The organism is Streptomyces sp. NPDC051578 (assembly GCF_044454045.1).
Classification (GTDB): domain Bacteria; phylum Actinomycetota; class Actinomycetes; order Streptomycetales; family Streptomycetaceae; genus Streptomyces.
On sequence record NZ_JBITDH010000002.1, the window covers coordinates 114115 to 138686 of the forward strand.

General features: G+C 73.4%; 24 protein-coding genes. 14 read left to right on the forward strand and 10 right to left on the reverse strand.

All coding sequences use genetic code 11. The features are described from left to right. Positions 1 to 74 precede the first annotated feature (74 nt). The gene (locus ACIA6C_RS11470; RefSeq protein WP_399274727.1) at positions 75 to 470 is read right to left on the reverse strand and encodes a molybdopterin-binding protein; all 396 of its coding nucleotides are present in this window, start codon (positions 468 to 470) and stop codon (positions 75 to 77) included. 134 nt (positions 471 to 604) lie between these two features. Here ACIA6C_RS11470 and ACIA6C_RS11475 point away from each other — a divergent pair, with 134 nt between their 5' ends. Beyond that, positions 605 to 982, forward strand: a complete 378-nt coding sequence (locus ACIA6C_RS11475) for an RNA-binding S4 domain-containing protein (protein ID WP_399274729.1) — start codon at positions 605 to 607, stop codon at positions 980 to 982. Between the two features lie 35 nt (positions 983 to 1017). On the opposite strand, the gene ACIA6C_RS11480 is transcribed toward ACIA6C_RS11475, so the two are convergent. The 3 genes from ACIA6C_RS11480 to dhaK form a co-directional block, all read right to left on the reverse strand. Further along, positions 1018 to 1428 carry a PTS fructose transporter subunit IIA gene (locus tag ACIA6C_RS11480; RefSeq protein WP_366083288.1) on the reverse strand — a complete coding sequence of 137 codons (411 nt, stop codon included), beginning with the start codon at positions 1426 to 1428 and terminating at the stop codon, positions 1018 to 1020. Beyond that, positions 1425 to 2006 carry a dihydroxyacetone kinase subunit DhaL gene (gene dhaL / locus ACIA6C_RS11485; RefSeq protein WP_399276187.1) on the reverse strand — a complete coding sequence of 194 codons (582 nt, stop codon included), beginning with the start codon at positions 2004 to 2006 and terminating at the stop codon, positions 1425 to 1427. Before dhaL ends, ACIA6C_RS11480 begins: the two co-directional genes overlap by 4 nt. A 156-nt stretch (positions 2007 to 2162) precedes the next feature. Continuing rightward, positions 2163 to 3161 (reverse strand): dihydroxyacetone kinase subunit DhaK, encoded by a 999-nt coding sequence (dhaK, locus tag ACIA6C_RS11490; RefSeq protein ID WP_399274731.1) that lies wholly within the window; start codon positions 3159 to 3161, stop codon positions 2163 to 2165. 238 nt (positions 3162 to 3399) lie between these two features. Here dhaK and ACIA6C_RS11495 point away from each other — a divergent pair, with 238 nt between their 5' ends. Both ACIA6C_RS11495 and ACIA6C_RS11500 read left to right on the forward strand, forming a co-directional pair. After that, entirely contained in the window at positions 3400 to 4965 is a 1566-nt protein-coding gene (locus ACIA6C_RS11495; protein ID WP_399274733.1) for a molybdopterin-dependent oxidoreductase, read from the forward strand. An 87-nt stretch (positions 4966 to 5052) separates the two neighbouring features. Continuing rightward, positions 5053 to 5694: a fasciclin domain-containing protein gene (locus tag ACIA6C_RS11500; RefSeq protein ID WP_399274735.1), complete on the forward strand. Its 642-nt coding sequence runs from the start codon at positions 5053 to 5055 to the stop codon at positions 5692 to 5694. 61 nt (positions 5695 to 5755) lie between these two features. On the opposite strand, the gene ACIA6C_RS11505 is transcribed toward ACIA6C_RS11500, so the two are convergent. Next, positions 5756 to 6220, reverse strand: a complete 465-nt coding sequence (locus ACIA6C_RS11505) for a MarR family transcriptional regulator (protein WP_366082197.1) — start codon at positions 6218 to 6220, stop codon at positions 5756 to 5758. 122 nt (positions 6221 to 6342) lie between these two features. Between ACIA6C_RS11505 and ACIA6C_RS11510 the strand changes: the two genes are divergently transcribed. Continuing rightward, the gene (locus ACIA6C_RS11510) at positions 6343 to 6906 is read left to right on the forward strand and encodes a DoxX family protein (protein ID WP_399274737.1); all 564 of its coding nucleotides are present in this window, start codon (positions 6343 to 6345) and stop codon (positions 6904 to 6906) included. A gap of 86 nt (positions 6907 to 6992) precedes the next feature. After that, entirely contained in the window at positions 6993 to 8786 is a 1794-nt protein-coding gene (locus tag ACIA6C_RS11515) for a glycoside hydrolase family 15 protein (protein ID WP_399274739.1), read from the forward strand. A gap of 23 nt (positions 8787 to 8809) precedes the next feature. On the opposite strand, the gene ACIA6C_RS11520 is transcribed toward ACIA6C_RS11515, so the two are convergent. Further along, positions 8810 to 10240, reverse strand: a complete 1431-nt coding sequence (locus ACIA6C_RS11520) for an APC family permease (protein ID WP_399274741.1) — start codon at positions 10238 to 10240, stop codon at positions 8810 to 8812. 300 nt (positions 10241 to 10540) lie between these two features. Continuing rightward, entirely contained in the window at positions 10541 to 12592 is a 2052-nt protein-coding gene (locus tag ACIA6C_RS11525; protein WP_399276189.1) for a SpoIIE family protein phosphatase, read from the reverse strand. A gap of 215 nt (positions 12593 to 12807) precedes the next feature. On the opposite strand from ACIA6C_RS11525, the gene ACIA6C_RS11530 reads away from it, so the two are divergent. Next, positions 12808 to 13515: a class I SAM-dependent methyltransferase gene (locus tag ACIA6C_RS11530; protein WP_329193035.1), complete on the forward strand. Its 708-nt coding sequence runs from the start codon at positions 12808 to 12810 to the stop codon at positions 13513 to 13515. A 77-nt stretch (positions 13516 to 13592) separates the two neighbouring features. Here the strand turns inward: ACIA6C_RS11530 and ACIA6C_RS11535 are convergent, their stop codons facing one another. After that, positions 13593 to 14501: an alpha/beta hydrolase fold domain-containing protein gene (locus tag ACIA6C_RS11535; protein ID WP_399274743.1), complete on the reverse strand. Its 909-nt coding sequence runs from the start codon at positions 14499 to 14501 to the stop codon at positions 13593 to 13595. Between the two features lie 214 nt (positions 14502 to 14715). Between ACIA6C_RS11535 and tdh the strand changes: the two genes are divergently transcribed. The 3 genes from tdh to ACIA6C_RS11550 all read left to right on the forward strand — a co-directional run bounded on the left by tdh (position 14716) and on the right by ACIA6C_RS11550 (position 18163). Then, complete coding sequence (gene tdh / locus ACIA6C_RS11540; RefSeq protein ID WP_399274745.1) at positions 14716 to 15744, forward strand: L-threonine 3-dehydrogenase; 1029 nt, start codon at positions 14716 to 14718, stop codon at positions 15742 to 15744. A gap of 134 nt (positions 15745 to 15878) precedes the next feature. Then, entirely contained in the window at positions 15879 to 17081 is a 1203-nt protein-coding gene (locus ACIA6C_RS11545; protein WP_361137359.1) for a glycine C-acetyltransferase, read from the forward strand. A 167-nt stretch (positions 17082 to 17248) separates the two neighbouring features. After that, complete coding sequence (locus ACIA6C_RS11550) at positions 17249 to 18163, forward strand: LysR substrate-binding domain-containing protein (protein WP_399274747.1); 915 nt, start codon at positions 17249 to 17251, stop codon at positions 18161 to 18163. A 196-nt stretch (positions 18164 to 18359) separates the two neighbouring features. Here ACIA6C_RS11550 and ACIA6C_RS11555 read toward each other — a convergent pair whose 3' ends face one another. Next, a complete protein-coding gene (locus ACIA6C_RS11555; RefSeq protein ID WP_399274749.1) occupies positions 18360 to 19139 on the reverse strand; it encodes a DeoR/GlpR family DNA-binding transcription regulator in 780 nt (259 codons plus the stop codon). A gap of 149 nt (positions 19140 to 19288) precedes the next feature. Between ACIA6C_RS11555 and ACIA6C_RS11560 the strand changes: the two genes are divergently transcribed. The 3 genes from ACIA6C_RS11560 to ACIA6C_RS11570 all read left to right on the forward strand — a co-directional run bounded on the left by ACIA6C_RS11560 (position 19289) and on the right by ACIA6C_RS11570 (position 22414). Further along, on the forward strand, positions 19289 to 20191 hold the full coding sequence (locus tag ACIA6C_RS11560; RefSeq protein WP_399274751.1) for an SIS domain-containing protein: 903 nt from the start codon (positions 19289 to 19291) through the stop codon (positions 20189 to 20191). Next, entirely contained in the window at positions 20188 to 21024 is an 837-nt protein-coding gene (locus ACIA6C_RS11565) for a class II fructose-bisphosphate aldolase (protein ID WP_399274753.1), read from the forward strand. Before ACIA6C_RS11560 ends, ACIA6C_RS11565 begins: the two co-directional genes overlap by 4 nt. 199 nt (positions 21025 to 21223) lie before the next feature. Then, positions 21224 to 22414, forward strand: coding sequence for an acyl-CoA dehydrogenase family protein (locus ACIA6C_RS11570; RefSeq protein WP_399274755.1), 1191 nt, complete (start codon positions 21224 to 21226; stop codon positions 22412 to 22414). Between the two features lie 59 nt (positions 22415 to 22473). Here the strand turns inward: ACIA6C_RS11570 and ACIA6C_RS11575 are convergent, their stop codons facing one another. Next, positions 22474 to 22854: a VOC family protein gene (locus ACIA6C_RS11575; protein WP_399274757.1), complete on the reverse strand. Its 381-nt coding sequence runs from the start codon at positions 22852 to 22854 to the stop codon at positions 22474 to 22476. 402 nt (positions 22855 to 23256) lie between these two features. On the opposite strand from ACIA6C_RS11575, the gene ACIA6C_RS11580 reads away from it, so the two are divergent. Together ACIA6C_RS11580 and ACIA6C_RS11585 are read left to right on the forward strand one after the other, a co-directional pair. Then, a complete protein-coding gene (locus tag ACIA6C_RS11580) occupies positions 23257 to 24090 on the forward strand; it encodes a class II glutamine amidotransferase (RefSeq protein ID WP_399274759.1) in 834 nt (277 codons plus the stop codon). A 34-nt stretch (positions 24091 to 24124) separates the two neighbouring features. Further along, the gene (locus tag ACIA6C_RS11585) at positions 24125 to 24568 is read left to right on the forward strand and encodes a PLDc N-terminal domain-containing protein (protein WP_361137352.1); all 444 of its coding nucleotides are present in this window, start codon (positions 24125 to 24127) and stop codon (positions 24566 to 24568) included. Positions 24569 to 24572 lie beyond the last annotated feature (4 nt).

Below are 24572 nucleotides of genomic sequence, written 5' to 3' on the forward strand. Positions count from 1 at the left end.
GTGACCCGCGCCGGGGGACGGGCGGAGCGGGTGGGGACGTTCGGTGGTGCTGAGCGGGGGTGCGGGAACCGCGGTCAGGCGCGGTCGACGTGCACACTGGTGGACTTCACGCGGGCGGTGGCCTGCATGCCGACCTCCAGGCCGAGCTCCTCGACGGCCTCACGGGTGAGCAGGGACACCAGGCGGTGGGGACCGGCCTGGATCTCCACCTGGGCGGCCACGTCGCCGACCTTGACGGCCGTGACGATCCCGGGGAAGGCGTTGCGCGCCGAGGTGTACGGCTCCTCCTCCTCGCTGTGGGCGCCCTGGCCCACCTCGACGGAGAAGGCGGCCAGCGCCCGGCCGTCGATCAGCCGGCGCCCGCCCTCGTCGCGATGGGTCGCGACCCGGCCGGCATCCGCCCAGCGGCGCGCCGTGTCCGGGCTGACGCCCAGCAGACGCGCGGCCTTTCCGATGGTGTAGGACTGCATAAGCGACAAGGTAGGGGCACCCTCGGCGCATTTGCAATTCCATCAGGCAGTTGTACATGGCAGCTGCGAAGGCTGTTGTGGTATCCGCCGAAAGTGTTTCCCCTCCCCGCCGCCCGTCTCGATAAAGTCGGGTCATGACTGATGAGGTATCGGGGACGGTCAGGGTCGACGCGTGGATCTGGTCGGTGCGCCTGACCAAGACCCGCTCGACGGCGGCGACCGCCTGCCGCGCGGGTCATGTGAAGGTCAACGGCGATCGGGCCAAGCCGGCCCAGGCCGTGCGCGCGGGCGACGAGGTCCGGCTCTTCCACGCCGGCCGCGAGCGGATCGTGGTGGTGCAGAAGCCGGTGGCCAAGCGGGTCGGCGCGCCGGTGGCCGCCGAGTGCTACATCGACAAGAGCCCGCCGCCGCCGACCCCCGTCGAGGCGGCCGTGGTCGGCATCCGCGACCGAGGCGCGGGCCGGCCCACGAAGCGGGAACGCCGCGAGATCGAGACCCTGCGCGGACGGTAGCGGTCGGCCCCGGCCGATCGGCCGGGGCCGGCGGGTCAGCCCTTGCGGTACTTGTGCGCCTCGCCGGCCGCGGCCTCGACCGCGTCCATCGGCGCGCCCGCGGAGGCGGCCACCACGGCGGCCACCGCACCCTCCAGGAACGGCGTGTCGAGCAGCCGGCTGCCGTCCGGCAGCTCCCCGTCCACGAGCAGTGACTTGACGGTGAGCACCGAACTGCCCAGGTCGGCCAGGATCGCCACGCCCGCGCCCGTGTCCACCTCCCGTGCGGCGCGCACGATCAGCTCCGAGCTGGTGCCGAGCCCGCCGTCCCCGGTGCCGCCCGCGACGCCGACGAGGACGGACGGCGCGCCCCCCGCCAGGCCCCGGGCCAGCTCGGCCACCGCCTGCGCGACCTTCGCGCTGTGCGAGACCAGCACGATGCCGACACAGGCCCGCTGCGCACTCACGCCGCGCCCTCCGCGACCTCGGCGAGGGCGTCCAGCAGCAGGGCCGACGAGGTCGCGCCCGGATCCTGGTGCCCGATGCTGCGCTCACCCAGGTAGCTGGCCCGGCCCTTGCGTGCCTGGAGCGGCACGGTCGCCCGCGCGCCCTCCTCGGCCGCGTCGGCGGCCGCCCGGTAGGAGGTGCCGAGCGCGGCCACCCCCGGCACCAGGGCGTCCAGCATCGTCTTGTCGCCCGGCGCCGCCCCGCCGAGCTGCGCCACGGCGCCCACCCCGGCGTACAGGGCCTCGCGCAGCGCGTCGTCGGAGACCTCGGTGGCGTCGCCGAGCTCCTTGCCCGCGCGGCGCAGCAGCGTCCCGTACAGCGGTCCGGACGCCCCGCCGACCGTGGAGATCAGGGTCCGGCCGGCGAGCTGGAGGACCTCGCCCGGGGACGCCACGGCCGGTTCGCCGGCGGCGAGGGCCGCCCGGACGGCCATGAAGCCGCGCAGCAGGTTGCTCCCGTGGTCGGCGTCCCCGATGGGGGAGTCGAGTTCGGTCAGCCGGTCCGCCTCGCGTTCGACGACCGCCGTGGCGGTGTCCATCCAGCGCCGGAAGAAGTCTGTGTCACGCACCGGATCTCCTCGCCTCACGTCCGCCCGACCGGTCTCGCACCGCCACCATACGGTCCACCGGCGCGCGCCCGGTGCTTTGACGACGGGGCCACGGCGGCGGGCCGGGCCGGGGGCCCTGACGGCCGCTCACCGCCCCCACCGCAGGGCCGCGGTCTGCACCGGGGCGTCCCACAGGCGCAGCAGTTCCTCGTCGGCCCGGCACAGGGACACCGAACAGCCCGCCATGTCGAGGGAGGTGACGTAGTTTCCGACGAGGGTCCGGGCGACCGGCACCCCCCGCTCGGACAGCACCCGGGCCACCTCCGCGTGGAACCCGTACAGCTCCAGCAGCGGGGTCGCGCCCATCCCGTTGACCAGCGCGATCACCGGCCCGTCGGCGGGAGCCACCTGTTCCAGGTCGTCCAGTACGGCGCCCACCGCCACGTCCGCGATCTCCCGCGCGGGCATCATCGCCCGCCGCTCCCGGCCGGGCTCGCCGTGGATCCCGATGCCCAGTTCGAGCTCGCCGACGGGAAGGTCGAAGGTGGGGCTGCCCTTCGCCGGTGTGGTGACGGCGCTCAGGGCGACGCCGAAGCTGCGCGAGGACTCGTTGACCCTGCGGGCGAGCGCCGCGACCTGATCCAGCGGGGCGCCCTCCTCGGCGGCCGCCCCGGCGATCTTCTCCACGAACAGGGTCGCGCCGGTACCGCGCCGCCCCGCCGTGTAGAGGCTGTCGGTGACGGCGACGTCGTCATTGACGAGCACCTGCTCGATCCGGACCCCGTCCTCGCCTGCGAGGTCGGCGGCCATCTCGAAGTTCAGTAGGTCGCCGGTGTAGTTCTTGACGATGAACAGCACGCCCTGACCGGCGTCGACGGCCGCGGCGGCCCGCACCATCTGGTCGGGCACCGGCGAGGTGAACACCTCCCCGGGACACGCGGCCGACAGCATGCCCGGGCCCACGAACCCGGCGTGCAGCGGCTCGTGGCCCGAACCGCCCCCGGACACCAGACCGACCCGTCCGCCGTCCTTCGCGTCCCGCCGTACGACGACTCTTCGCTCGACGTCGACGTCCAGTTCGGGGTGCGCGGCGGCCAGTCCGCGCAGCGCGTCGGCGACGACGGTCTCGGCACTGTTGATCAGCATCTTCACGAGATTCTCCCGGTGCGGCTGGAGTGGTGCGCGTGTTCGCCCATGCTGACGGTTGGCGGCCCGGGGCGGGGGACGACACCCCACACGGCGGGCCGGCGGCAGCCACTTCCAGCGTCCCACCTCGGCGCACGGCGCGCCCCGCGGACCGCCGCCCCGGGTACGGCATCCGAGGACCCGCCACGTCACGCGATGAAGGGGCAATCCGGCCGCCCGGCGGCTCCGAAGACCCGGCGTGAGGATCGACCGAGCCACCATCGCCCGTACCGCCCCGGCGGCGCTGAGCGGCCTGCTGTCCGGCTACGCCGCCCTGGCCGTCGCCGAACTGGTCTCGGCCGCCGTCCGCCCCGAGGCGGGGCCGGTGACCGCGGTCGGCGGGGCGGCCATCGACCGGGCTCCGTCCGCGCTCAAGGACTGGGCGGTCCGGCACTTCGGCACCGACGACAAGCTCGTCCTCCGGTTCGGCATCCTCGTCGTCCTCGCGCTGACGGGCGTCGCCCTCGGTCTCCTCGCCCTGCGCCACCGCCGCGGCGGATGCGCCGGGATCCTCCTGCTCGGTCTCGTCGGCGGGGCCGCCGCCGTCACCCGGCCCGACTCCGGCGGCCCCGCCGACGCCCTGCCGTCCCTGGCGGGCGCCCTGGCCGCGGCGGCGCTGCTGTACGCGCTGACCGGCCGGGCGGCCGCGGCCCGCGGCATCGTTTCCGGCACGGCGGCGAGCCGCCGGCGTTTCCTCCTGGCGGCCGGCGCCGCCGCCGCGGCCTCGACGGCCGCCGGAGCCCTCGGCCGGCGGCTGGGTTCCTCGCGGGTCAGGGACGCGGCCGCCTCCCGGGCCGCCGTACGACTGCCCGCGCCGGCCTCACCCGCCCCCGCCGTGCCCCGCGGGGCGTCCCTGCGCGTCCCCGGCATCAGCCCGTTCACCACGCCCGGAGCGGACTTCTACCGCGTCGACACCGCCCTGGTGGTCCCCGCCGTCTCCGCGGACACCTGGGGGCTGCGCGTCCACGGCAAGGGCGTCGGCCGCCCCCGCACCTACAGCTACGCCGAGCTGCTCGGCCGGCCGCTCATCGAGCGCGACATCACCTTGACCTGCGTCTCGAACGAGGTCGGCGGCCCATACGTGGGCAACGCCCGCTGGCTCGGCGTACGCCTGGCCCACCTGCTGGCCGAGGCGGGCGTACGGCCGCCGTCGAAAGGGGGGCCGGCCGACCAGCTCGTGGCCCGTTCGGTGGACGGCATGACCCTGGGCACCCCGGTGGAAGCCGTCATGGACGGCCGTGACGCGATGCTCGCCGTCGGCATGAACGGCGAACCCCTGCCCCTGGCCCACGGGTTCCCGGTACGGATGCTCGTGCCGGGCCTGTACGGATACGTATCGGCCTGCAAGTGGATCGAGGACATCGAGCTCACCACCTTCGCCGCCTACGACCCCTACTGGGTCCGGCGGAAATGGGCCCGGGAGGCGCCCGTCAAGACGCAGGCCCGCATCGACACCCCGAGGCCCTTCGCCCGCCCCGCACCCGGCACCGTCATGGTCGCCGGAGTCGCCTGGGCGCAGCACCGGGGCATCGACCGGGTCGAGGTACGCGTCGACGACGGCCCCTGGGAGCCGGCCGACCTCGCGGCCGAGCACTCCGCCGACACCTGGCGGCAGTGGTCCTACCGCTGGCAGGCCGTCACCGGCGGCCACACCCTCACCGTCCGTGCCACCGACCGGTCCGGGACCACCCAGACCGAGGAACGGCGGCCCACGATCCCCGACGGGGCGAGCGGCCGGCACTCGGTCGTCGTCAGCGTCGGCTGACCACAGCCCACCCCACGATCCCCCCCCGACTGACCCCTCCGACGAACCCACCCGATGAACCCGCACCGATCAAGGAGAACCAGTTCCATGAACAGCCTCCGTGCCCGCCGTACGGCCCTCACCCTCGCCGCCGCGGCCGTCCTGCCCTTCGCCCTCGCCGCCTGTTCCTCCGACTCCGACCAGGAGGCGGGGTACGGCAGCGCCGCCTCAGGACCGGCCGATCCCGCGGCCGCCCCCTCGCCCGCCGCGGCGGCGGACGCCCCGTTCGGTCCGGCCTGCGCCACGGTGCCCGAGCAGGGCGCCGGCAGTTTCGACGGGATGGCGAAGGACCCGGTGGCCACCGCCGCCTCGAACAACCCGGCCCTGTCCACGCTCGTCGCGGCCGTCAAGAAGGCCGGGCTGGTGGACACGCTCAACAACGCGAAGGACATCACGGTGTTCGCGCCCACCAACGACGCCTTCGCGAAGATCCCGAAGGCCGATCTCGACAAGGTCCTCGCCGACAAGGCGACCCTGACGAAGATCCTCACGCACCACGTCGTCGGCCGGACGCTGACACCGCAGCAGCTGGAGTCCGGTTCGTTCGAGACCCTGGAGAAGGGCACGCTCACGACGGCCGGTTCGGAGGGCTCCTACAAGATCGGCAACAGTGCCAACGTGGTCTGCGGCAACGTCACGACGGCCAACGCCAAGGTCTACATCATCGACACGGTCCTGATGCCCAAGTAGCGGCGGGCGAGGACCCGGTGACGCCCGTGCAGCGCGGGCGGGAAGTCCCCGGCGGTGCGCCTCAGGCGCCCTGTTCCCTGAGCCGGCGGCCGACCTCACCCAGGCCGGCCGCCAGCGCGTCGAGCTGTTCGGGCGTCAGGACGTCCACGAGGACCTCGCGGACGGTGGCCACGTGCCCCGGCGCCGCCTCCTCCAGCCGGGCGAGGCCCGCCTCGGTGAGGACGGCGAAGACCCCGCGCACATCGGAGGGGCAGCTGCGGCGGCGGACCAGGCCCGCCTTCTCCATCTGGGTGATCTGGTAGGTCAGCCCGCTCTTGGAGTTGATCAGCCCGTTCGCCAGCTCGGTCATCCGCAGTTCACGGCCGGGTGCGGCGGCGAGCCGGACGAGTATCTCGTACTGGGGGTGCGAGAGTCCGGAGTCCTCCTTGAGCTGTTGGTCGAGGCGGCGGTTCACCAAGGCGGAGGCGGCGAGGAAGCCGCTCCAGGCGCGCATCTCGCGGTCGTCCAGCCATCTCGTCCCAGCCATGACACCAGACTACACATGTTGTTCCAATTTGAATCAATGGCTTAGGGTCTTGCACAGCCGGTTCGAATTTGAACAACCCGTGTCTGTCGCGCCGGACCGGCCCGACCGGAAGGATCCCCCCCATGACCAGCGCCTCCGCCACCGCGACGAAGGCTCCGGCCGCCGCCCCGGCCGCCCCCGCCCCCACGACCGGCACCACGGCCCACGACGCCGGACTGCTCCTCCTGCGCCTCGTCCTCGGCCTCACCATGGCCGCCCACGGCACCCAGAAGCTGTTCGGCTGGTTCGGGGGCGGCGGCGTCAGCGGCACGGGCCGGTTCTTCACCGCGAGCGGCTACCCGGCGGGCGACGCCATGGCCGCCCTCGCCGGTCTCACCGAGACCCTCGGCGGTCTCGGTCTCGCCGCCGGGCTGCTCACCCCGCTCGCCGGCGCCGCCGTCGTCGGCACCATGATCAACGCGATCGCCGTCCACGGCGCCGGAGCGTTCTTCGCCCCGAAGGGCATCGAATACGAACTGCTGCTGACCGCCGGGGCCGCGGCCCTGGCCCTCACCGGCCCCGGCCGGTACGCGGCCGACCGCCTGCTGCCCGTAGCGGCGCTGCGGACGCCCCGCCCCGCCCACGGGGCGCTCGCCCTCGCCCTCGGCGTGATCATGGGAGCCGTACTGCTCCTCGTCCGGAACTGACGCCGGGGTCCGCGCCCTCCGGGTCCCCCGAGCCGGGCGGGGCGCGGACCTGATTGGCCCCCGGTGTTCGGGGGAAGAGCGCACAAATGACACAACCCATCGAAGACTACGCACTCATCGGCGACCTGATGACCAGCGCACTCGTCGGCCGAGACGGGTCCATCGACTGGCTGTGCCTGCCCCGCTTCGACTCGGCCGCATGCTTCGCCGCCCTGCTGGGAGACGAGGAGAACGGCCACTGGCGCATCGCCCCGGCGGACGCCGCCGACGGCGAAGGGTGCACGCGCCGCGCCTACGTCGACGACTCGCTCGTCCTGGAGTCCTTCTGGGAAACCGAGCACGGCACGGTCAAGGTCATCGACTTCATGCCGCAGCGCGACGTGATGCCCGACGTCATGCGGATCGTCGAAGGGGTCTCCGGAGAGGTCACCGTGCGCAGCACCCTGCGCCTGCGGTTCGACTACGGGGACATCGTGCCCTGGGTCCGCCGGCGCGACGGCGACCGCGTCGCCATCGCCGGACCCGATTCCGCCTGGTTCCGCAGCCGGCCGCCCGTACGCACCTGGGGCGAGGACAACAGCACCCGCTCCGAGTTCACCGTCGCGGCCGGCGAGAAGGTCGCCTTCGTACTGACCTGGCACCCCTCGCACGAGCCGCGGCCCGAGCCCCTGGACCCGGACGAGGCGCTCGAACAGAGCCTCGCCGGCTGGCGGGAATGGGCCTCGCGCTGCGCCTACGTGGGCCCCTACCGGGAGGCGGTCGTCCGCTCCCTGATCACCCTCAAGGCCCTGACGTACGCCCCGACCGGAGGCATCGTCGCCGCCGCCACGACCTCCCTCCCCGAGGAACTCGGCGGCGTGCGCAACTGGGACTACCGCTACTGCTGGCTCCGCGACGCCACCCTCACCCTCGGCTCCCTGCTCGCCACCGGCTACCACGACGAGGCCCGCGACTGGCGGGCCTGGCTGCTGCGCGCGGTGGCCGGGGACCCCGCCGACCTCCAGATCATGTATGGGATCGCGGGCGAGCGCAGGCTTCCCGAGACCGACCTTCCCTGGCTGCGCGGCTACGCCGGCTCCTCCCCGGTCCGCGTCGGCAACGCGGCCGTGGACCAGCTCCAGCTGGACGTGTACGGGGAGGTCATGGACGCCCTCTACCTGGCGCGGGCCAGCGGGCTGCCCACGGAACGGCACGCCTGGAAGATCCAGCTCGCGCTCCTGAACTTCCTGGAGCGCAACTGGCGGCGCCCAGACGAGGGGCTCTGGGAAGTCCGCGGCCCGCGCCGCCACTTCACCCACTCCAAGGTGATGGCCTGGGTCGCCGCCGACCGCGCCGTCAGGACGCTGGAGCACGACCCCTCGATGCCGGGCGACGTGGAGCGCTGGCGGGCCATAAGGGACGAGGTCCACGCCGACGTCTGCGCGAACGCCTACGACCCGGAGCGCAACACCTTCACCCAGTACTACGGTTCGCGCGAGCTGGACGCCGCGACCCTGCTCATCCCCAGGGTCGGCTTCCTGCCGCCCGACGACCCGCGGGTGATCGGCACCGTCGACGCGGTGCGCGAGGAACTCGGAGCCAGCGGCTTCGTCCGCCGCTACAGCACCGAAGGCCCCTCCGTCGACGGATTGCCCGGTGACGAAGGGGTCTTCCTGGCCTGCTCCTTCTGGCTGGCCGACGCACTGCACCTGACGGACCGGAGCAAGGAGGCGCGCGAGCTGTTCGAGCGGCTGCTGGACGTGTGCAACGACGTGGGCCTGCTAGCCGAGGAGTACGACCCCGTCGCCGGACGCCAACTCGGTAACTTCCCGCAGGCGTTCAGCCACATCGGCCTGGTCAGCACCGCGCTCCTGCTCGGCTGGGGCCCGCCGCGGGACTGACCTCGCGGGGGCCCCGGCGGAGCTCAGGCCACGGCCCCCGGCGCGGCCGCTTCGGCGTCCTCTTCCCCGTCCTGCGGGATGCTGACCAGCCAGCGGCTGTCCTGGCGCGGCCGCAGGTACAGGGCCCAGTACAGGGTGGCCACGGCGGTGATCCCGCCGGTCCACAGCAGGTACTGGGTCTCCTGCTGGGTCAGGATGTACGCGAACACCCCGATCAGCACCACCGGCACGGCAGGCCACATCGGCATCCGCCAGGCGGCCTTGTCGCGGTGCGCCCCGCGCCGGCAGAACAGCGCGGCCACCGCGACCAGCAGGTACATGCCGGTCACCGAGACGCCGGTGACCCCGTACAGCGTGTCCAGGTTGACGAAGCACATCAGGGCGCCGGGGATGCCGACCAGCAGGGTGGCCACCCAGGGCGAGCCGAAGCGGCCGAGCTTCGACAGGGCGTTGTTGACCGGCTCCGGCCAGGCCTTGTCGCGGGCGGAGGCGAACAGCACGCGGGAGTTCTGGATGACCATGACGATGCCCGCGTTGACGATGGCGAGGGCGACGCACAGGCTCACGAAGGTGCCGACGGCCGAGTTCGACCAGGCGGTGACCATCCCGCCGAGGTCACCGGCGCTCAGCGCGTCGAGGTCCGGGGCGCCCATGGTGATGGCGATGACCGGGACGAGGATCACGGCGGTGGAGATGGCGAGCGTCGCGAGGACCGTCCGCGGGACGTTGCGCCGGGGCTTCTCCAGCTCCTCGGAGAGGTAGACGGCCGTCGAGAACCCCTGGGTGACGAACAGGGCGATCGCGAGGCCGGAGACCACCATCATCGCCGTCACGGTCGACGTGCCGCCGCCCTCGGCGGCCACCGAGCCGTGCACCAGCGCGCCGGCGCCCCGCTCGCTGTGGGCGAAGCCGAGTACCGCCACCAGCGCGGCCGCCACGACTTCCAGGACCAGGAAGATGCCGGTGATCCAGGCGTTGGCCCGCAGGTCCAGCAGACCGGCGAGGGTGGCGAGCAGCATCACCGCGCCGCCGGCGACCGGGGCGGGGATGTGCACGACCGGGGCCAGGTAGTCGGCCGTGCCCATGGCGATCACGGGCGGCACGATCATCACGACGAGCAGCGAGAGCACGAAGACCAGCCAGCCGGCGAGCCTGCCGGCCATCGTCGACACCATCGCGTACTCACCGCCGGCGCTGGGGATGAGCGTCCCCAGCTCCGAGTAGCAGAACGCCACACCGATGCAGAGCAGCGAGCCGATGGCGATGGTGAGGGCGGTCCAGGTCCCGAGGCCGGCGAACAGGTCGGGAACGACCACGAAGAGCGTCGAGGCGGGCGTCACGCACGAGAGCGTGAGCAGCGTCCCGCCGACCACGCCGATGGAGCGCTTGAGCTTCTGGGGGACGGGCGCGGTCGCCGGCGCGAGGGCCTGCGGGGCGCTGATCGTGTCAGTCATCGGTGCGGGGTTCCGATCGGCAGATGCGGGGAGTGAGCGCGGGAGCGGTATCGCCTCCGGGGCGGGTGGTGAGCAAGGTGTTCCGGTGGCTCCCGAGCCGTCATGCAATCTCCGCGAGATCCGCAGGTCAAGACCTGTTCATGTGCGGATTCCCTTGTCCGCGGACCGCCGGTAACCCCTTTTCGGCGTCAAGACGGCGTAAACACTGCCCACGCGGGGGTACGGGAACCGCACCTAGATCAGCGCGAATTTTCTTCCGCTTTGCCGAGCGGCCCCCTTGCCGTGACCAAGCGGGGCGCCTCAGCCGACCGTTCCGGTTCGCCACGCCAGCAGCAGGGCGATGTCGTCCGGCCGGTGCCCGGTGGTCCCGGCTCGGCCCGCCAGTCGGTCGGCGGTCTCGGTGAGTGGGACGGGAGGGGCGGCGGCCAGCGTGGCCCGCAGCCGTTCCACCCCGGCGTCGATGTCCGTGCCCGGCTGCTCCACCAGCCCGTCCGTGTACAGGGCGAGCAGCGCGCCCGGCTCCAGTACGAACTCCGTCTCCGGGTACGAGGCACCCGGATCGACGCCGAGCACCACCCCGCCGCGCAGGTCCAGTACCTCCGTGCGGCCGCCGGGATGGCGCAGCAGCGGCTGGGGGTGGCCCGCCCGGACGGCCCGGGCCCGTCCCGTGGTCCGGTCGAGCTCGACGTAGCAGCAGCTGGCGAACTGGCCGGGGTCCAGGTCGATCAACAGCCGGTTGGTGCCCCGCACCACCTGCTCGGGGGCGTTGCCGCCCAGCGCGAACGCCCGGACGGCGCTGCGCAGCTGGCCCATGGTCGCCGCGGCCGCCACCCCGTGCCCCTGGACGTCGCCGATGACCAGGGCGAGGGTGTCCGGGCCCGTCTCCGTGACGTCGTACCAGTCGCCGCCGACGTCCATGCCGACCGTGCCGGGCAGGTACCGGCCCACGGTGACCACGTGCTCGCGCACCGGCAGCCGGTGCGGCAGCAGCGCCGACTGGAGCCCGCGGGCCAGCGCCGCCTCGCTGTCGTAGCGCCGGGCCCGCTCCAGGGCCTGTGCGATCAGTCCGGCGAGGGCGGTGAGGACCGTGCGCTCCTCCGCGCTGAAACCGCGCGGGGTGTCGAAGCCGAGGATGCAGGAGCCCACCGGACGGCCCGAGGCGATCAGCGGCAGGAAGGCGCGGGCCCCGACGTGGGTGTCCAGGGGGATCCCCGGATAGGCCGCGGCCATGTGCTGCATCGACTCGAAGAACAGCGGACGCCCCGACGTGAGGGTCTCCACGCCCGGCAGCCGCACGTCCAGGCCCACGCCGTCGAAGCGGTCCAGGAACCCGCGCGGGAAGCCGGTCTCCCACGCCAGGTGCAGATGGCGTTCGTCGAGGAGGTAGATCGCCAGCTGGCGGCCGCCGAAGGCCGGCAGCAACTCCTCGGTGACGACCGCCGACACCTGGCGGGCGGTCACCGCCTCGGTCAGCGCGATCGCCAGCGCCACCGGCCGGTACAGCGCCGAGGACCGGTCGGCGGGGGAGCCGGGCCCCTGCGGCCCCGCGGAGTAGGGGTCCGACCCGGCGGAGCCCAGCGTCACGGTCACCCCGTCCGGCCCGGGGTGCAGGCCGACCGACAGCCACGACCCCGACGGGGCGCGGCCCTCCCGCGCCACGAAGTACACCGGTTCGGGCGCCATGAAGACGGCCCGGAAGTGGTCCTCGTACGCCGGATGGCCCAGCCAGGGCAGGGCCTCCCACAGCACCTCGCCGAGCAGCGGCCGCCCCTGCGCGCCGGGCAGCGCCGCCGCGGCGGCGTTCGCGTAGCGGATCCGCCCCTGCCGGTCCATCGACAGCACGGCCTGGTCGAGGCGGTCCACGGCCGTCTCCGCCCCGCCCCGCGGGACCATCGGCTCCGGGCGGAACGGGTCGCCGTCCCACACCACCGGCTCACCGCTCGCGCTGAGCGCGGTCAGCTCGGCCGCCAGCCGCGCCGCGACGGCGCGCATCCGCTCCCGGTCCTCGGGCCCGACCGGAACGCCCGGGGTCGCCGGGCGCAGCACTATCAGCACCCCGAACCGCTCGTCCCCGGCGGTGACGGGCTCGTACAGCGACCCGAACGTGAAGGGCAGCCCCGCCGTCAGCTGGGGGAAGCGCCGCATCGCCGACTCGGCGTCCGGCAGGTGCACCGCCTGCCCGGAGCGGTAGGACTCCGCCACGGGATAGGGCCGGTTCACGTGCATTCGCCACCAGGGCCGGAACAGCCTGCCCGGGAGACCGTCCAGCGCGGCCAGCCGCAGCAGCCCGTCCGTGCGCGAGCGCAGGTAGACCCCGCCCGCATAGCCGCCGACGGCCTCCTCCACGGCCATGGCTGCCCGGGCGAGCACCCGGGCCAAGGCGTCGGTGGCCGGGCTGCCGCTGTCGGGTCTCGCGGTCACACAGCCAGGATGCGCCCGGCGCAACGGGCCCGCACCGCGCGCGGCCCCCGTACGCCGCGCCGACTGACCCGAACGCATCCCCCGTGCGGGGGACGGTGTGCGCCGGGCGGCTGCCTCCCCGGCCGTCGCCGGGGAGGCATTGCGGCATGCAGCAGCAGTACGACACGTCGACGCCCCCGCCCGCCTTCTCGGAGGCCGACGCCCTCACCCTGCGCACCGCCCTGGACGCGCTCGGCGGGGTCCGGGGGCTCGACGCCCTCGACCTTCCCTGCGGGAACGGCGGCACCGCGAGACTGCTGGCGAGCGGCGGGGCCCGGCGCACCGTGGGCGTGGACAGCTGCCCCGACCGCATCCGCCGCGCCCGCGAGACCCACCACGACGCCCGGATCGAGTACGTCGTCGCCGACGCCGCCGGAATGCCGCAGCTGGGCCCCTTCGACCTGGCCACCGCCGTCTACCTGTTCAACCAGGCCCCCGACCGCGAGACCCTGCACGCCCTGTTCAGGTCCGTACGGGCCAACCTGCGGCCCGGGGGCCGGCTGCTGGCCATCGTGCCGAACCCGGGGGCGTTCCCGTGCCCGGACTGGTCGCCCTACGGAGTACGCGTCCTGCGGCGCGAGCCGCACCCCGAGGCGCCGCTCGTGCGGGCCCAGTTCGTCTCGCGCCCCGACGCGCACTTCGAGTTCCGCGCCTGGGCGCACGCCGACTTCTGCGAAGCGGCCGTCGAGGCCGGGTTCACCACCGCCGGCTGGCAGCCCGTGCGCACCCCGCCGCCCGACGCGGAGCGCGACGAGGCGTTCTGGGCGGCCTACCGGGCCCGGCCGGTCAGCTCGCTGATGACCTGCCTGGCCTGAGCGTGGGGCCGGTGGCGGGGCGCCGGACGGGGCCGCCGCACGGCTCGTCGGCCGGGGCGGTGGCGCCCCGTCGTGCCTCACAGCTCCGCGGCGGCCCTGACCAGGTCCACGATCCGGTCACGGGCGGCCCGGCCCTCCGGGACCGGCAGCAACGGGTAGCCGTGCGGCAGCCCCTCCTCCTCGTGGAACTCCACCTCCACGCCGTCCGCCCGGGCCCGCCGCAGCAGCTCCCGGCTGTCGGTGGTCAGCACGTCCCTGGTCCCCGTGAACACCGTCAGCGGCGCCAGTCCTTCGAAGGAGCCGAGCAGGGGGCTCACCCGCGGGTCGTCGGCGGCGAGGGTGCCCGCGTACAGCCGACCGGCCTCCGCCAGCCCGGGCCGGGCCAGCAGCGGGTCGGCCCGCTCGATGTCCGGCTGGGCGGGATGGCTCATCGTCACGTCCAGCCAGGGCGAGATCAGCACGATCCGGGACGGCTGCGCCCCCGTACGGTCCCGCAGGCGCTGCGCCGCGGCCAGCGCCAGACCGGCCCCCGCGGAGTCGCCGATCAGTACCGTCCCGCCCGCGCCACCGCTCTCGATGAGCCCGCTCAGCAGGTCGGCGGCGACGGGCACGTTCCGGTCGGCCGTCCCGCGCGGGGCCAGGATGTAAGCCGGTACGACGACGCGGGCACGGGCCCGGGCCACGAGCGTACGGATCATCGACCAATGCGGCCGGACCAGCTCGTTGATGTACGCGCCACCGTGCACGTACAGCACCTGCGCCACCGCTTCCGTCCCGAGCGGCGAGATGTCGTACACCGGCCAGGCCCCGACGAAGGCCCGCGAGACCTCGGCGATCCGGCCCAGCGAACGCGGCGGCAGGTGCGACGCCGGCCGCCTGGCGGTCTGCGCGACCCTGGCGCGAACCGCCTCGGCGCTCGCGAACCGTCTTCGCCGCCCCGTCGCGATCAGCGCGACCGACAGCGCCCTGCTGCACAGACTCGGCACGCCCCCCACCTCCCCGTTCCCCTGCTCCCGGCCCGGTCCCGGCCGGCCCTGCCCCGTCACCCGAGGAGCATAGGCGTGAAGCTGCGCTGTCGACCCGCTTAAGAAAGTCTCGATGGACTGATCACCGGGCCGCTCGGCAGATTGGTCCCGTCACTCATCGTCCGCGCGGGCCCGCACGCCCGCCGCGGCACCCTTCACATGCCTGGAGCCACCCATGAAGGCACTCGTCAAGCACAAGGCCGAACCCGGGCTGTGGCTCATGGACGTCCCCGAGCCCGAGTACGGCCCCGGCGACGTGCTGATCAAGGTGCTGCGGACCGGGATCTGCGGGACCGACCTGCACATCCGGGCGTGGGACGGCTGGGCGCAGGGCGCCGTCAAGACGCCGCTGGTGCTGGGGCACGAGTTCGTGGGTGAGGTCGCCGCGCTCGGCGCCGACGTGCGGGACATCGAGATCGGCGCCCTCGTCAGTGGCGAAGGCCACCTGGTGTGCGGCAGGTGCCGCAACTGCCTCGCCGGGCGCCGCCACCTGTGCCGCAGCACGGTGGGCCTGGGCGTGGGCCGGGACGGCGCGTTCGCCGAGTACGTGGTACTGCCCGCGCAGAACGTGTGGGTGCACCGGACCGCCGTCGACCTGGACGTGGCGGCCATCTTCGACCCGTTCGGCAACGCCGTGCACACCGCGCTGTCCTTCCCCTTGGTCGGCGAGGACGTCCTGATCACGGGCGCCGGCCCGATCGGCATCATGGCGGCCGCCGTGGCCCGGCACGCCGGTGCGCGCAACGTCGTCATCACCGACGTCAGCCCCGAGCGCCTCGACATCGCCCGCAAGGCCGGGGCCACCCTCGCGGTGAACGTCGCCGAATCCTCGATCGCCGACGCGCAGGCGCAGCTGGGACTGCGCGAGGGCTTCGACATCGGACTGGAGATGTCGGGCCGTGCCGAGGCCATGCGCGACATGATCGACAACATGACGCACGGCGGCCGGATCGCCATGCTGGGCCTGCCCGCACAGGATTTCCCCGTCGACTGGGCCAAGGTCGTCACCTCGATGATCACCATCAAGGGCATCTACGGCCGCGAGATGTTCGAGACCTGGTACGCGATGACCGTGCTGCTGGAAGGCGGGCTGGATCTCAGCCCCGTCATCACCGGCCGCTACTCCCACACCGACTTCCAGGCCGCCTTCGACGAGGCGTCGACCGCCCGCAGCGGCAAGATCATCCTGGACTGGACGGCCTGACCGCAGCCGGGGACGGGTACGGCACCACCGTCCAGAGCTCCCCGGACCACCTACTCCGGCCGGCCCCCGCAGGCACCCCTCGCGGGGGCCCCGCCCCCCTCCCTCCGCCACCAGGAGAAAGAGAGCACCGCCCCATGTTCGAGACCGTCCGCGCCGACCTGCGCACCACCCTCGACGAGATCCGGTCCGCCGGCCTGCACAAGCCCGAGCGAGTGATAAGCACACCGCAGAGCGCGTCCGTCGCCGTCACCTCCGGTGGCTCCGCCGGAGAGGTCCTGAACTTCTGCGCCAACAACTACCTCGGGCTCGCCGACCACCCCGAGGTGGTCGCCGCCGCCAAGGACGCGCTGGACCGCTGGGGCTACGGCATGGCCTCGGTCCGCTTCATCTGCGGCACCCAGGAGGTGCACAAGGAACTGGAAGCCCGCCTCTCGGCGTTCCTCGGGCAGGAGGACACGATCCTCTACTCCTCCTGCTTCGACGCCAACGGCGGCGTCTTCGAGACCCTGCTCGGCGCCGAGGACGCGGTGATCTCCGACGCCCTCAACCACGCCTCGATCATCGACGGCATCCGCCTGTCCAAGGCCCGCCGCTACCGCTACGCGAACCGCGACCTCGCGGAGCTGGAGACCCGGCTCAAGGACACCCAGGACGCCCGCCGCCGCCTGATCGTCACCGACGGCGTGTTCTCGATGGACGGCTACATCGCCCCGCTCGCCGAGATCTGTGACCTCGCCGACCGCTACGACGCCATGGTCATGGTGGACGACTCGCACGCCGTCGGCTTCGTCGGCCCCGGCGGCCGCGGCACCCCGGAACTGCACGGGGTCATGGACCGCGTCGACATCATCACCGGCACCCTCGGCAAGGCACTCGGCGGCGCCTCCGGCGGCTACGTCGCGGCCCGCGCCGAGATCGTGGAGCTGCTGCGCCAGCGCTCGCGCCCGTACCTCTTCTCCAACTCCCTCGCCCCGGTCATCGCGGCCGCCTCCCTCAAGGTCCTGGACCTCCTGGAGTCCGCGGGCGACCTGCGGGAGCAGCTGGCCGCCAACACCGAGCTGTTCCGTACGAAGATGACCGCCGCCGGGTTCGAGGTGCTGCCCGGGGACCACGCCATCGCCCCCGTGATGATCGGCGACGCGGCGGAGGCGGCCCGCATGGCGGAGCTCCTGCTGGAGCGCGGCGTGTACGTGATCGGCTTCTCCTACCCGGTGGTGCCGATGGGCGCGGCCCGCATCCGCGTCCAGCTGTCGGCCGCCCACTCGACGGCGGACGTGGAGCGCGCGGTGTCCGCCTTCGTCGACGCCCGCGCGGCGCTGGCGACGGCAGGGGCCTGAGCCGAGGGCCTGAGCCGAGGGCCTGAGCCGGGTGGGCCTGAGCCGGCGGGGATCTTGAGACGGTGGGCCCGAGGCGCCGGGGGTCCTGGGGCGCCGGGGGTCCTGGGCTGCGGGCGCCCGTGACTGCGGGGGCCCGCGGGACCGCCGGGGCCTGCGACAATGGCGGGGTGATCGACCCCCGCCGGCTGCGTGTCCTGCGGGCCGTGGCGGACCACCGTACGGTGACCGCCGCGGCCGCAGCGCTGTACCTGACCCCCTCCGCCGTGTCGCAGCAGCTCGCGGCGCTGGAACAGGAGACCGGGCACGCCCTGCTGACCCGCAGCGGCCGGGGCGTACGGCTCACCGCCGCCGGGGAGATCCTGCTCGGGCACGCCCACGAGGTACTGGCCCAGCTGGAGCGCGCGGAAGCCGAACTCGCCGCCTACGCGGGCGGCACGGCGGGCGAGGTCACGGTGGCCGCCTTCGCCACCGGCATCGCCGAGGTCCTGGCGCCGGCGATCGCCCGGCTGGCCGTGGACCACCCGGGCATCCGGCTGCGGGTCCGCGACGCGGAGGGCGACCAGAGCCTGCCGCTGCTGCTGGACGGCGAGGCGGACCTGGCCCTGGCCGTGGAGTACCGGGGCGCCCCGGGCGCGGACGACGGCAGGCTCTCCGTCCTCCCGCTGTACGCGGAACCCTTCGACGCGGTCCTGCCGGTGGGGCACCCCCTCGCCGGTCTGCCCACGGTGTCGCTCGCGGAGCTGTCGGACTCGGACTGGGTGGGCCAGTACCCCGGCAACCCGTGCCACGACGTGACGCTGCTGGCGTGCGAACTGGCCGGATTCCAGCCCCGCTTCGCGCACTCCTCCGACGACTTCCGCGCGGTGACGGCCCTGGTGGGCGCGGGCGCCGGCGTCGCCCTGGTGCCGCGGTCCGCGCTGCGCGGCATGGACCTCAAGGAGGTCCAGGTCCGCCCGGTCTCCGGCCCGGCCGCCACCCGCCGCGTCTTCGCGGCGACCCGCCGCGGGGCGGAGACCCACCCCCTGATCGCCCCGGTCCTCGCCGCCCTGACCCGCGAGGCCCGGCGCGTCCCGACCCAGTGACCCGCGGGCTCGGCGTGTTCCGACTCCGTGGCCTTGGGGGCTCGGCGTGTTCCGACTCCGTGGCCTTGGGGGCTCGATGCGTTCCGCCCCCGTGACCTGCGGGGCCCGGCGCGTTCCGACTCCGTGACCCCGCGGGCTGCGCCGTCCCGCCGGCGCGCGCCGCGTCGGGGGCCGGTCCCGGGGACCGGGCCGAGGATCAGACCCGGCGGACCTCCACGCCCGCCGCGGCGAAGGCCTTCGCAACGGCCTCCGGCAGGCCCGTGTCCGTCACCAGCACGTCCACCGCGTCGGTCGCGCAGATGCGCGCGAACGCGCGCACCCCCAGCTTGCTGGAGTCCGCCGCGATCACCACCCGGCGGGCCCGTTCGCACAACAGGCGGTTCATCGCCGCCTCGTCCTCGTGGCGGGTCGCCGCGCCGTCGGCCGGGTCGAAGGCGTCGACACCGACCACAGCGGTGTCCATGCTGAGCTGCCCGAGCACCTGCTGCGCCAGCGGGCCGGTCAGTTCGTACGACTGGGGCCGGGCCACCCCACCCGTCAGCACGATCTTGAACTGCGGCCGGATCACCAGCTCGCCCGCGATGTTGAGGGCGTTGGTGACCACGGTCAGGGCGGGCGAGCCGGTGGCGAGGTCCGGGCGGGCGGCCAACGCCCGGGCGACCTCCGTCGTCGTCGTGCCGCCCGTCAGTCCGATCACCTCGCCCGGGGCGACCAAGGCGGCCACCGCCTCACTGATCCGGCCCTTCTCGGCGGCCCGGCGGGTCGTGCGGTAGCGCAACGGCAGTTCGTAGGACACCCCGTGCGGCACCGCCCCACCGCGCGTGCGGACCAGCATCTGCTGCTCGGCCAGCTGGTCCAGGTCGCGCCGGATGGTCGCCGCGGACACGCCGAGGAGCCCGGCGGCCGGTTCCACTTCCAGCCCGCCGTGCTCGACCAGGAGATCCAGCAGTCTCTGCCAGCGTTCCTTGCGGGTCATGGCCCCACTCCCACTTTCCCGGCCCGTCGTTCGGCCCTCGGCTTGAGATTAACCCAGACGATCGCCCGGTAGATGCTTGAAGTTGCGCGAAACAGCCCGATACCGTGCAAGAACACGCATCGATCGACCCACTGCTCCAGGGAGCCCCTATGAGTCACGTCGCGCACGAGCTGGTCACGCAACCCGCATGCTGGGAGCGGGCCGCCGAACTGGCCCCGGCGCGGCGGGCGGTGCTGCCGCAGCCGGGGGAGCGGACCGCGATCGTCGGATGCGGCACTTCGTACTACATGGCCCAGGCGGCCGCCGTCCTGCGCGAGGAGGCCGGGCAGGGCGAGACGGACGCCTTTCCCGCCTCCGAGTTCCCCCGCCATCGGCGCTACGACCGGGTGGTGGCGCTGACCCGGTCCGGGACGACCACCGAGGTGCTCGACCTGCTGGCCGGGCTGCGGGACGCGGGGGTGGCGACCACCGCCGTCATCGGCGACCCGGCCACCCCGGTGATGGCCCTCGCGGACGAACTCGTCGTACTGGACTTCGCCGACGAGCAGTCCGTCGTGCAGACCCGGTTCGCCACCACGGCCCTGACGCTGCTGCGCGCCCATCTCGGCGCGCACGGTCCCGCCGTCGTCGCGGACGCGCGCACCGCACTCGCCGAGCCGCTGCCCGAAGGGCTCGACGCCCGGGCGGAGTTCACCTTCCTCGGGCGCGGCTGGAGCGTCGGGCTGGCGAACGAGGCCGCGCTCAAGATGCGCGAGGCCTCCCTCTCCTGGGCCGAGTCCTACCCCGCGATGGAATACCGGCACGGACCGATCAGCGTCACCGGGCCCGGAACTGTCACGTGGTCCCTGGGCGATGCCCCCGAGGGCCTCGCCGAGCAGGTCCTCTCGACCGGCGCCGAATGGGTGGCCGGGCGGCTCGACCCGCTCGCCGAGCTGGTACGGGTCCACCGGCTGGCCCTCGCCGTCGCCGCCCACCGCGGCCTCGACCCCGACACGCCACGGCACCTGACCCGCTCCGTGATCCTGACCGCGGGCGAGGAGGCGGTCCGATGAGCCTCGTACCGGCGGGCTCGCTCGTCACGCAGGCGGCTGCGGCCGGCCGCGCCGTCGCCGCCTTCAACATCATCACACTGGAGCACGCGGAAGCCGTCATCGAGGGCGCCGAGCGGGCCGGTCTGCCGGTCATCCTGCAACTCAGCGAGAACGCCGTGAAGTTCCGCTCCGGCCGGCTGCTCCCCATCGCCCGGGCCGCCTGCGCCTGCGCGGAGGCCGCGGCGGTGCCCGTAGGGCTCCACCTCGACCACGTGAAGAGCTCGGAACTGCTGCGTCAGGCCGTCGACGCCGGGTTCGGGTCGGTGATGTACGACGCGGCGCACCTGCCGTACGCCGAGAACCTGGAGGCCACCCGCTCCACCGCCGACTGGGCCCACGCCAACGGCCTGTGGATCGAGGCGGAGCTGGGGGAAGTCGGCGGCAAGGACGGCGCCGCCCCGCCGGATCCGCACGCCCCGGGCGCCCGTACCGATCCTGACGAGGCGCGGCGGTTCGTCGCCGACTCGGGGGTGGACGCGCTGGCCGTCGCCATCGGCAGCAGCCACGCCATGACCAGCCGGACCGCTTCCCTGGACCACGGGCTCCTGGGCCGTCTGGCCAAGGCGGTGGAGGTCCCGCTCGTCCTCCACGGGTCCTCGGGACTGCCGGACCGCGAACTCGCGGCGGCCGTGGCGGGCGGTATCCGCAAGGTCAACATCGGCACCGCGCTGAACGTGGCCATGACCGAAGCCATCCGCACCCACCTCACCCCGGCGGACCCCCGCCCGTACCTCACCGCCGCCCGCGCCGCGATGGCGGCGACGGCCGCGGCGATGATCGCAGCCCTCGACTGAGCCCCGGCCGCGGTCGCCACCTCCGGGCGGTGACCGCGGCAGGCCGGGCACACGCGCTCCGGGCGCGAGCGCCGCCTCCCGCGCGTGCCGAAAGCCCGGCCCGTCCCCGCACTTCCGGATTCTTGAAACAGGTTCTAATCTACGCTCCGCCGGCGGACGGACCGGCCGACGGACGGACCGCGAGACACCCGGAGGGGCCGTGCACCTCGAATACACGCCTGAGCAGGAGCGGTTGCGCGGCGAACTGCGCGCCTACTTCGCCGAGCTGGTCCCGCAGGACGTCTACGCCCGCTACGAGGACCCCGCCGCACAAAAGCGCTTCTACCGCGAGACCATCCGGCGCCTCGGCGCCGACGGCTGGCTCGGCGTCGGCTGGCCCGAGGAGTACGGCGGGCGCGGCATGTCGGCCATGGACCAGTTCATCTTCTTCGACGAGGCCGCGCAGGCCGTCGTACCACTGCCGCTGATGGCGCTGAACACCGTCGGGCCGACCCTGATGCAGTTCGGCACGCAGGAGCAGAAGGCGTACTTCCTGCCCCGGATCCTCTCCGGCGAGATCGACTTCGCCATCGGCTACAGCGAACCCGACGCCGGCACCGACCTCGCCGCACTCAGGTGCAAGGCGGTGCGGGAAGGCGACGAGGAGACCGGCACCTACGTGGTCAACGGCCAGAAGATCTGGACCACCAACGGCGACACGGCCGACTGGGTCTGGCTCGCGGTGCGCACCGACCCCGGCGCCCCCGCGCACAAGGGCATCAGCATGCTCCTCGTGCCGACCTCCGACCCCGGCTACTCCTGCACCCTCATCAACACGCTCGCCTCGCACGACACCACCGCCAGCTACTACGAGAACATCCGCGTCCCGGCGAGCCGGCGCGTCGGCGCGGAGAACAAGGGCTGGCGCCTGATCACCAATCAGCTCAACCACGAGCGCGTCACCCTCGCCGCCCACGGCACCATGGCCATCCGGGCCCTGCACGACGTCCAGCGATGGGCGGCCGAAACCAAACTGGCCGACGGCCGCCGGGTCATCGACCTCTCCTGGGTCCGCGGCCGCCTCGCCCGCACCCACGCCCGGCTCGACGCGATGAAGCTGCTCAACTGGCAGATGGTCAACGCCGTCCAGTCGGGCACCCTCGCGCCCCAGGACGCCTCCGCCGTCAAGGTCTACGGCTCCGAGGCGCGCCGGGACGCCTACGCCTGGCTGATGGAGGTGGTCGGCGCGGCCGGCTCCCTCAAGGACGGATCCGCGGGCGCCGTCCTGCACGGCGAACTCGAACGCGGCTACCGCAGCGCCGTGATCTTCACCTTCGGCGGCGGCAACAACGAGATCCAGCGCGAGATCATCTCCTGGATCGGCCTCGGCATGCCCCGCGTCCGCCGCTAGATCCCATAAGGGGGGCGGATCGCCCGGACAGGACCCGGGGCGGCGCGGGGCAAGGGCCGTCAAAGTGCCGCGATGCGGCTCTTGAGCAGGCAGAACTCGTTGCCCTCGGGGTCGGCGAGGACGTGCCAGGACTCCTCCCCGGTCTGTCCGACGTCGGCCGGGCGGGCGCCGAGCGCCAAGAGCCGTTCGAGTTCGGCGTCCTGATCGCGGTCGGTGGCGTTGACGTCGATGTGCAGCCGGGGCTTGCCGGGCTCCGGCTCGTCCCGGCGGCTCAGGAAGAGCGTCGGCTGCGCGCCGCCGAACCCTTCGCGCGGCCCGATCTCGATGCTGCCGTCGTCCTCGCGGCCGAGCACGACGAAGTCCAGGACCTCGCACCAGAACCGCGCCAGCACCTCGGGGTCGCGACAACCGAGCACGAGCTCACTGATACGGCATGCCATGGACGCAACCTGCTCTCATCGTGGGGGAGTGCCGGGGTGGCCGCGCGAGGTCTCGCGGGCTCCCGGCAAACGCGAGGTCTCCCGGGCTCCCGGCAGAGCGGAACTCCGGCGACGGTACCGGGCGTCGCGAGTGATGGCGAGTGATTTCAGGACCCCGCCCCGCTGCTCCGCCGGGTGGGACGCCGGTCCGCTCGACCGCCCGGCCCCGAAGGGCTTCGCGCGGGGAACGGCGTTGGCCGTCCGGGGAATCGGGATCGACGGGCCCGGGTTCCGCGTGGCGGTCTCGGCGGGGGGACGGGAGAATGGGTACGCCGGGGAAGAGCGTGCCCGGCCGAACGACCGACCCCCGGCTCCGCGGTCCCCTTCCGCCGGTGCCGTAGGGAGGGACACAGGTGATCCCCCATGTGCAGATGGCTCGCGTACTCGGGAACGCCCCTGCTGCTCGACGCCCTGCTGTACAAGCCGGCGCACTCGCTGATCGACCAGAGCCTGCACTCCCGCATGGGGGTGGAGACCACCAACGGTGACGGCTTCGGGGTCGGCTGGTACACGGGGGAGGACGCCACCCCTGCCGTCATGCGGGACATCGGCCCCGCCTGGAACAACCGCACCCTGCGCGAGATCGCGGACCACGTGCGCTCCCCGCTGTTCTTCGCCCACATCCGCGCCTCGACCGGCACCGCGGTCCAGCAGTCGAACTGCCACCCGTTCCGGCACGGTCGCTGGATGTGGATGCACAACGGCGCCATCTCGGGCTTCCACTTGATGCGCCGCGACCTCTGCATGCTCGTGGACCCCGCCCTGTTCGCCGACATCGAGGGCACCACCGACTCCGAGGTGATGTTCTACCTCGCCGTCACCCTCGGCCTGGACCAGGACCCGCCCGGCGCCGTCGCCAGGATGGTGGGGGTCGTGGAGCGCAGCGGCCACGAGCACGGGGTGGAGTTCCCGATGCAGATGACGGTCGCCGTGACCGACGGCGAACGCGTCTGGGCCTTCCGCTACTCCAGCCAGGGTGCCTCCCGGTCGCTGTTCTACAGCAGCCGGGTGGACACGCTGCGCACACTGCATCCGGACGTCTCCTACTTGCAGGACCTCTCCGAGGAGACCCGGCTCATCGTCTCCGAACCGCTGTCGGACCTGCCCGGAGCCTGGAACGAAGTCCCCGAGAGCAGTTACGGCGTCGTCCAGCCCGGGGCGGACGGGATGTTCCGCTTCACCCCGCAACCCGCGTAGCACCGCGAGGGGGACCCGCCCACACCACGCCCCCATGACGAAGGGACCGGCGATGAAGGACTCGACGGCGCAGCTGCTGGCCGTGGACTACCCGCTGCTGAACCTGTTCTGGACCATGATGCTGATCTTCATCTGGGTGCTGTGGTTCGCCCTGCTGTTCCGCGTCATCGTCGACATCTTCAGGGACGACGCGATGAGCGGCGGCGCCAAGGCCGCATGGACCCTCTTCGTCATCCTGCTGCCGTTCCTGGGCGTGTTCGTGTACCTGATCGTCCGCGGACGCGGCATGGGCGCACGGGAGGTGAAGCGGGCCCACCAGCACGAGGAAGAGGTCCGTGCCTTCGTACGCGAGGCCGCCGGGACCGGCGCCGCCACCGGTCACGTCGGGGAACTGTCCCGGCTCGCCGAGCTCAAGGACCGGGGCGACCTCACGCCGCAGGAGTACGAGCAGGCCAAAGCCAAGGTCCTCGCGGGCTGAGGGC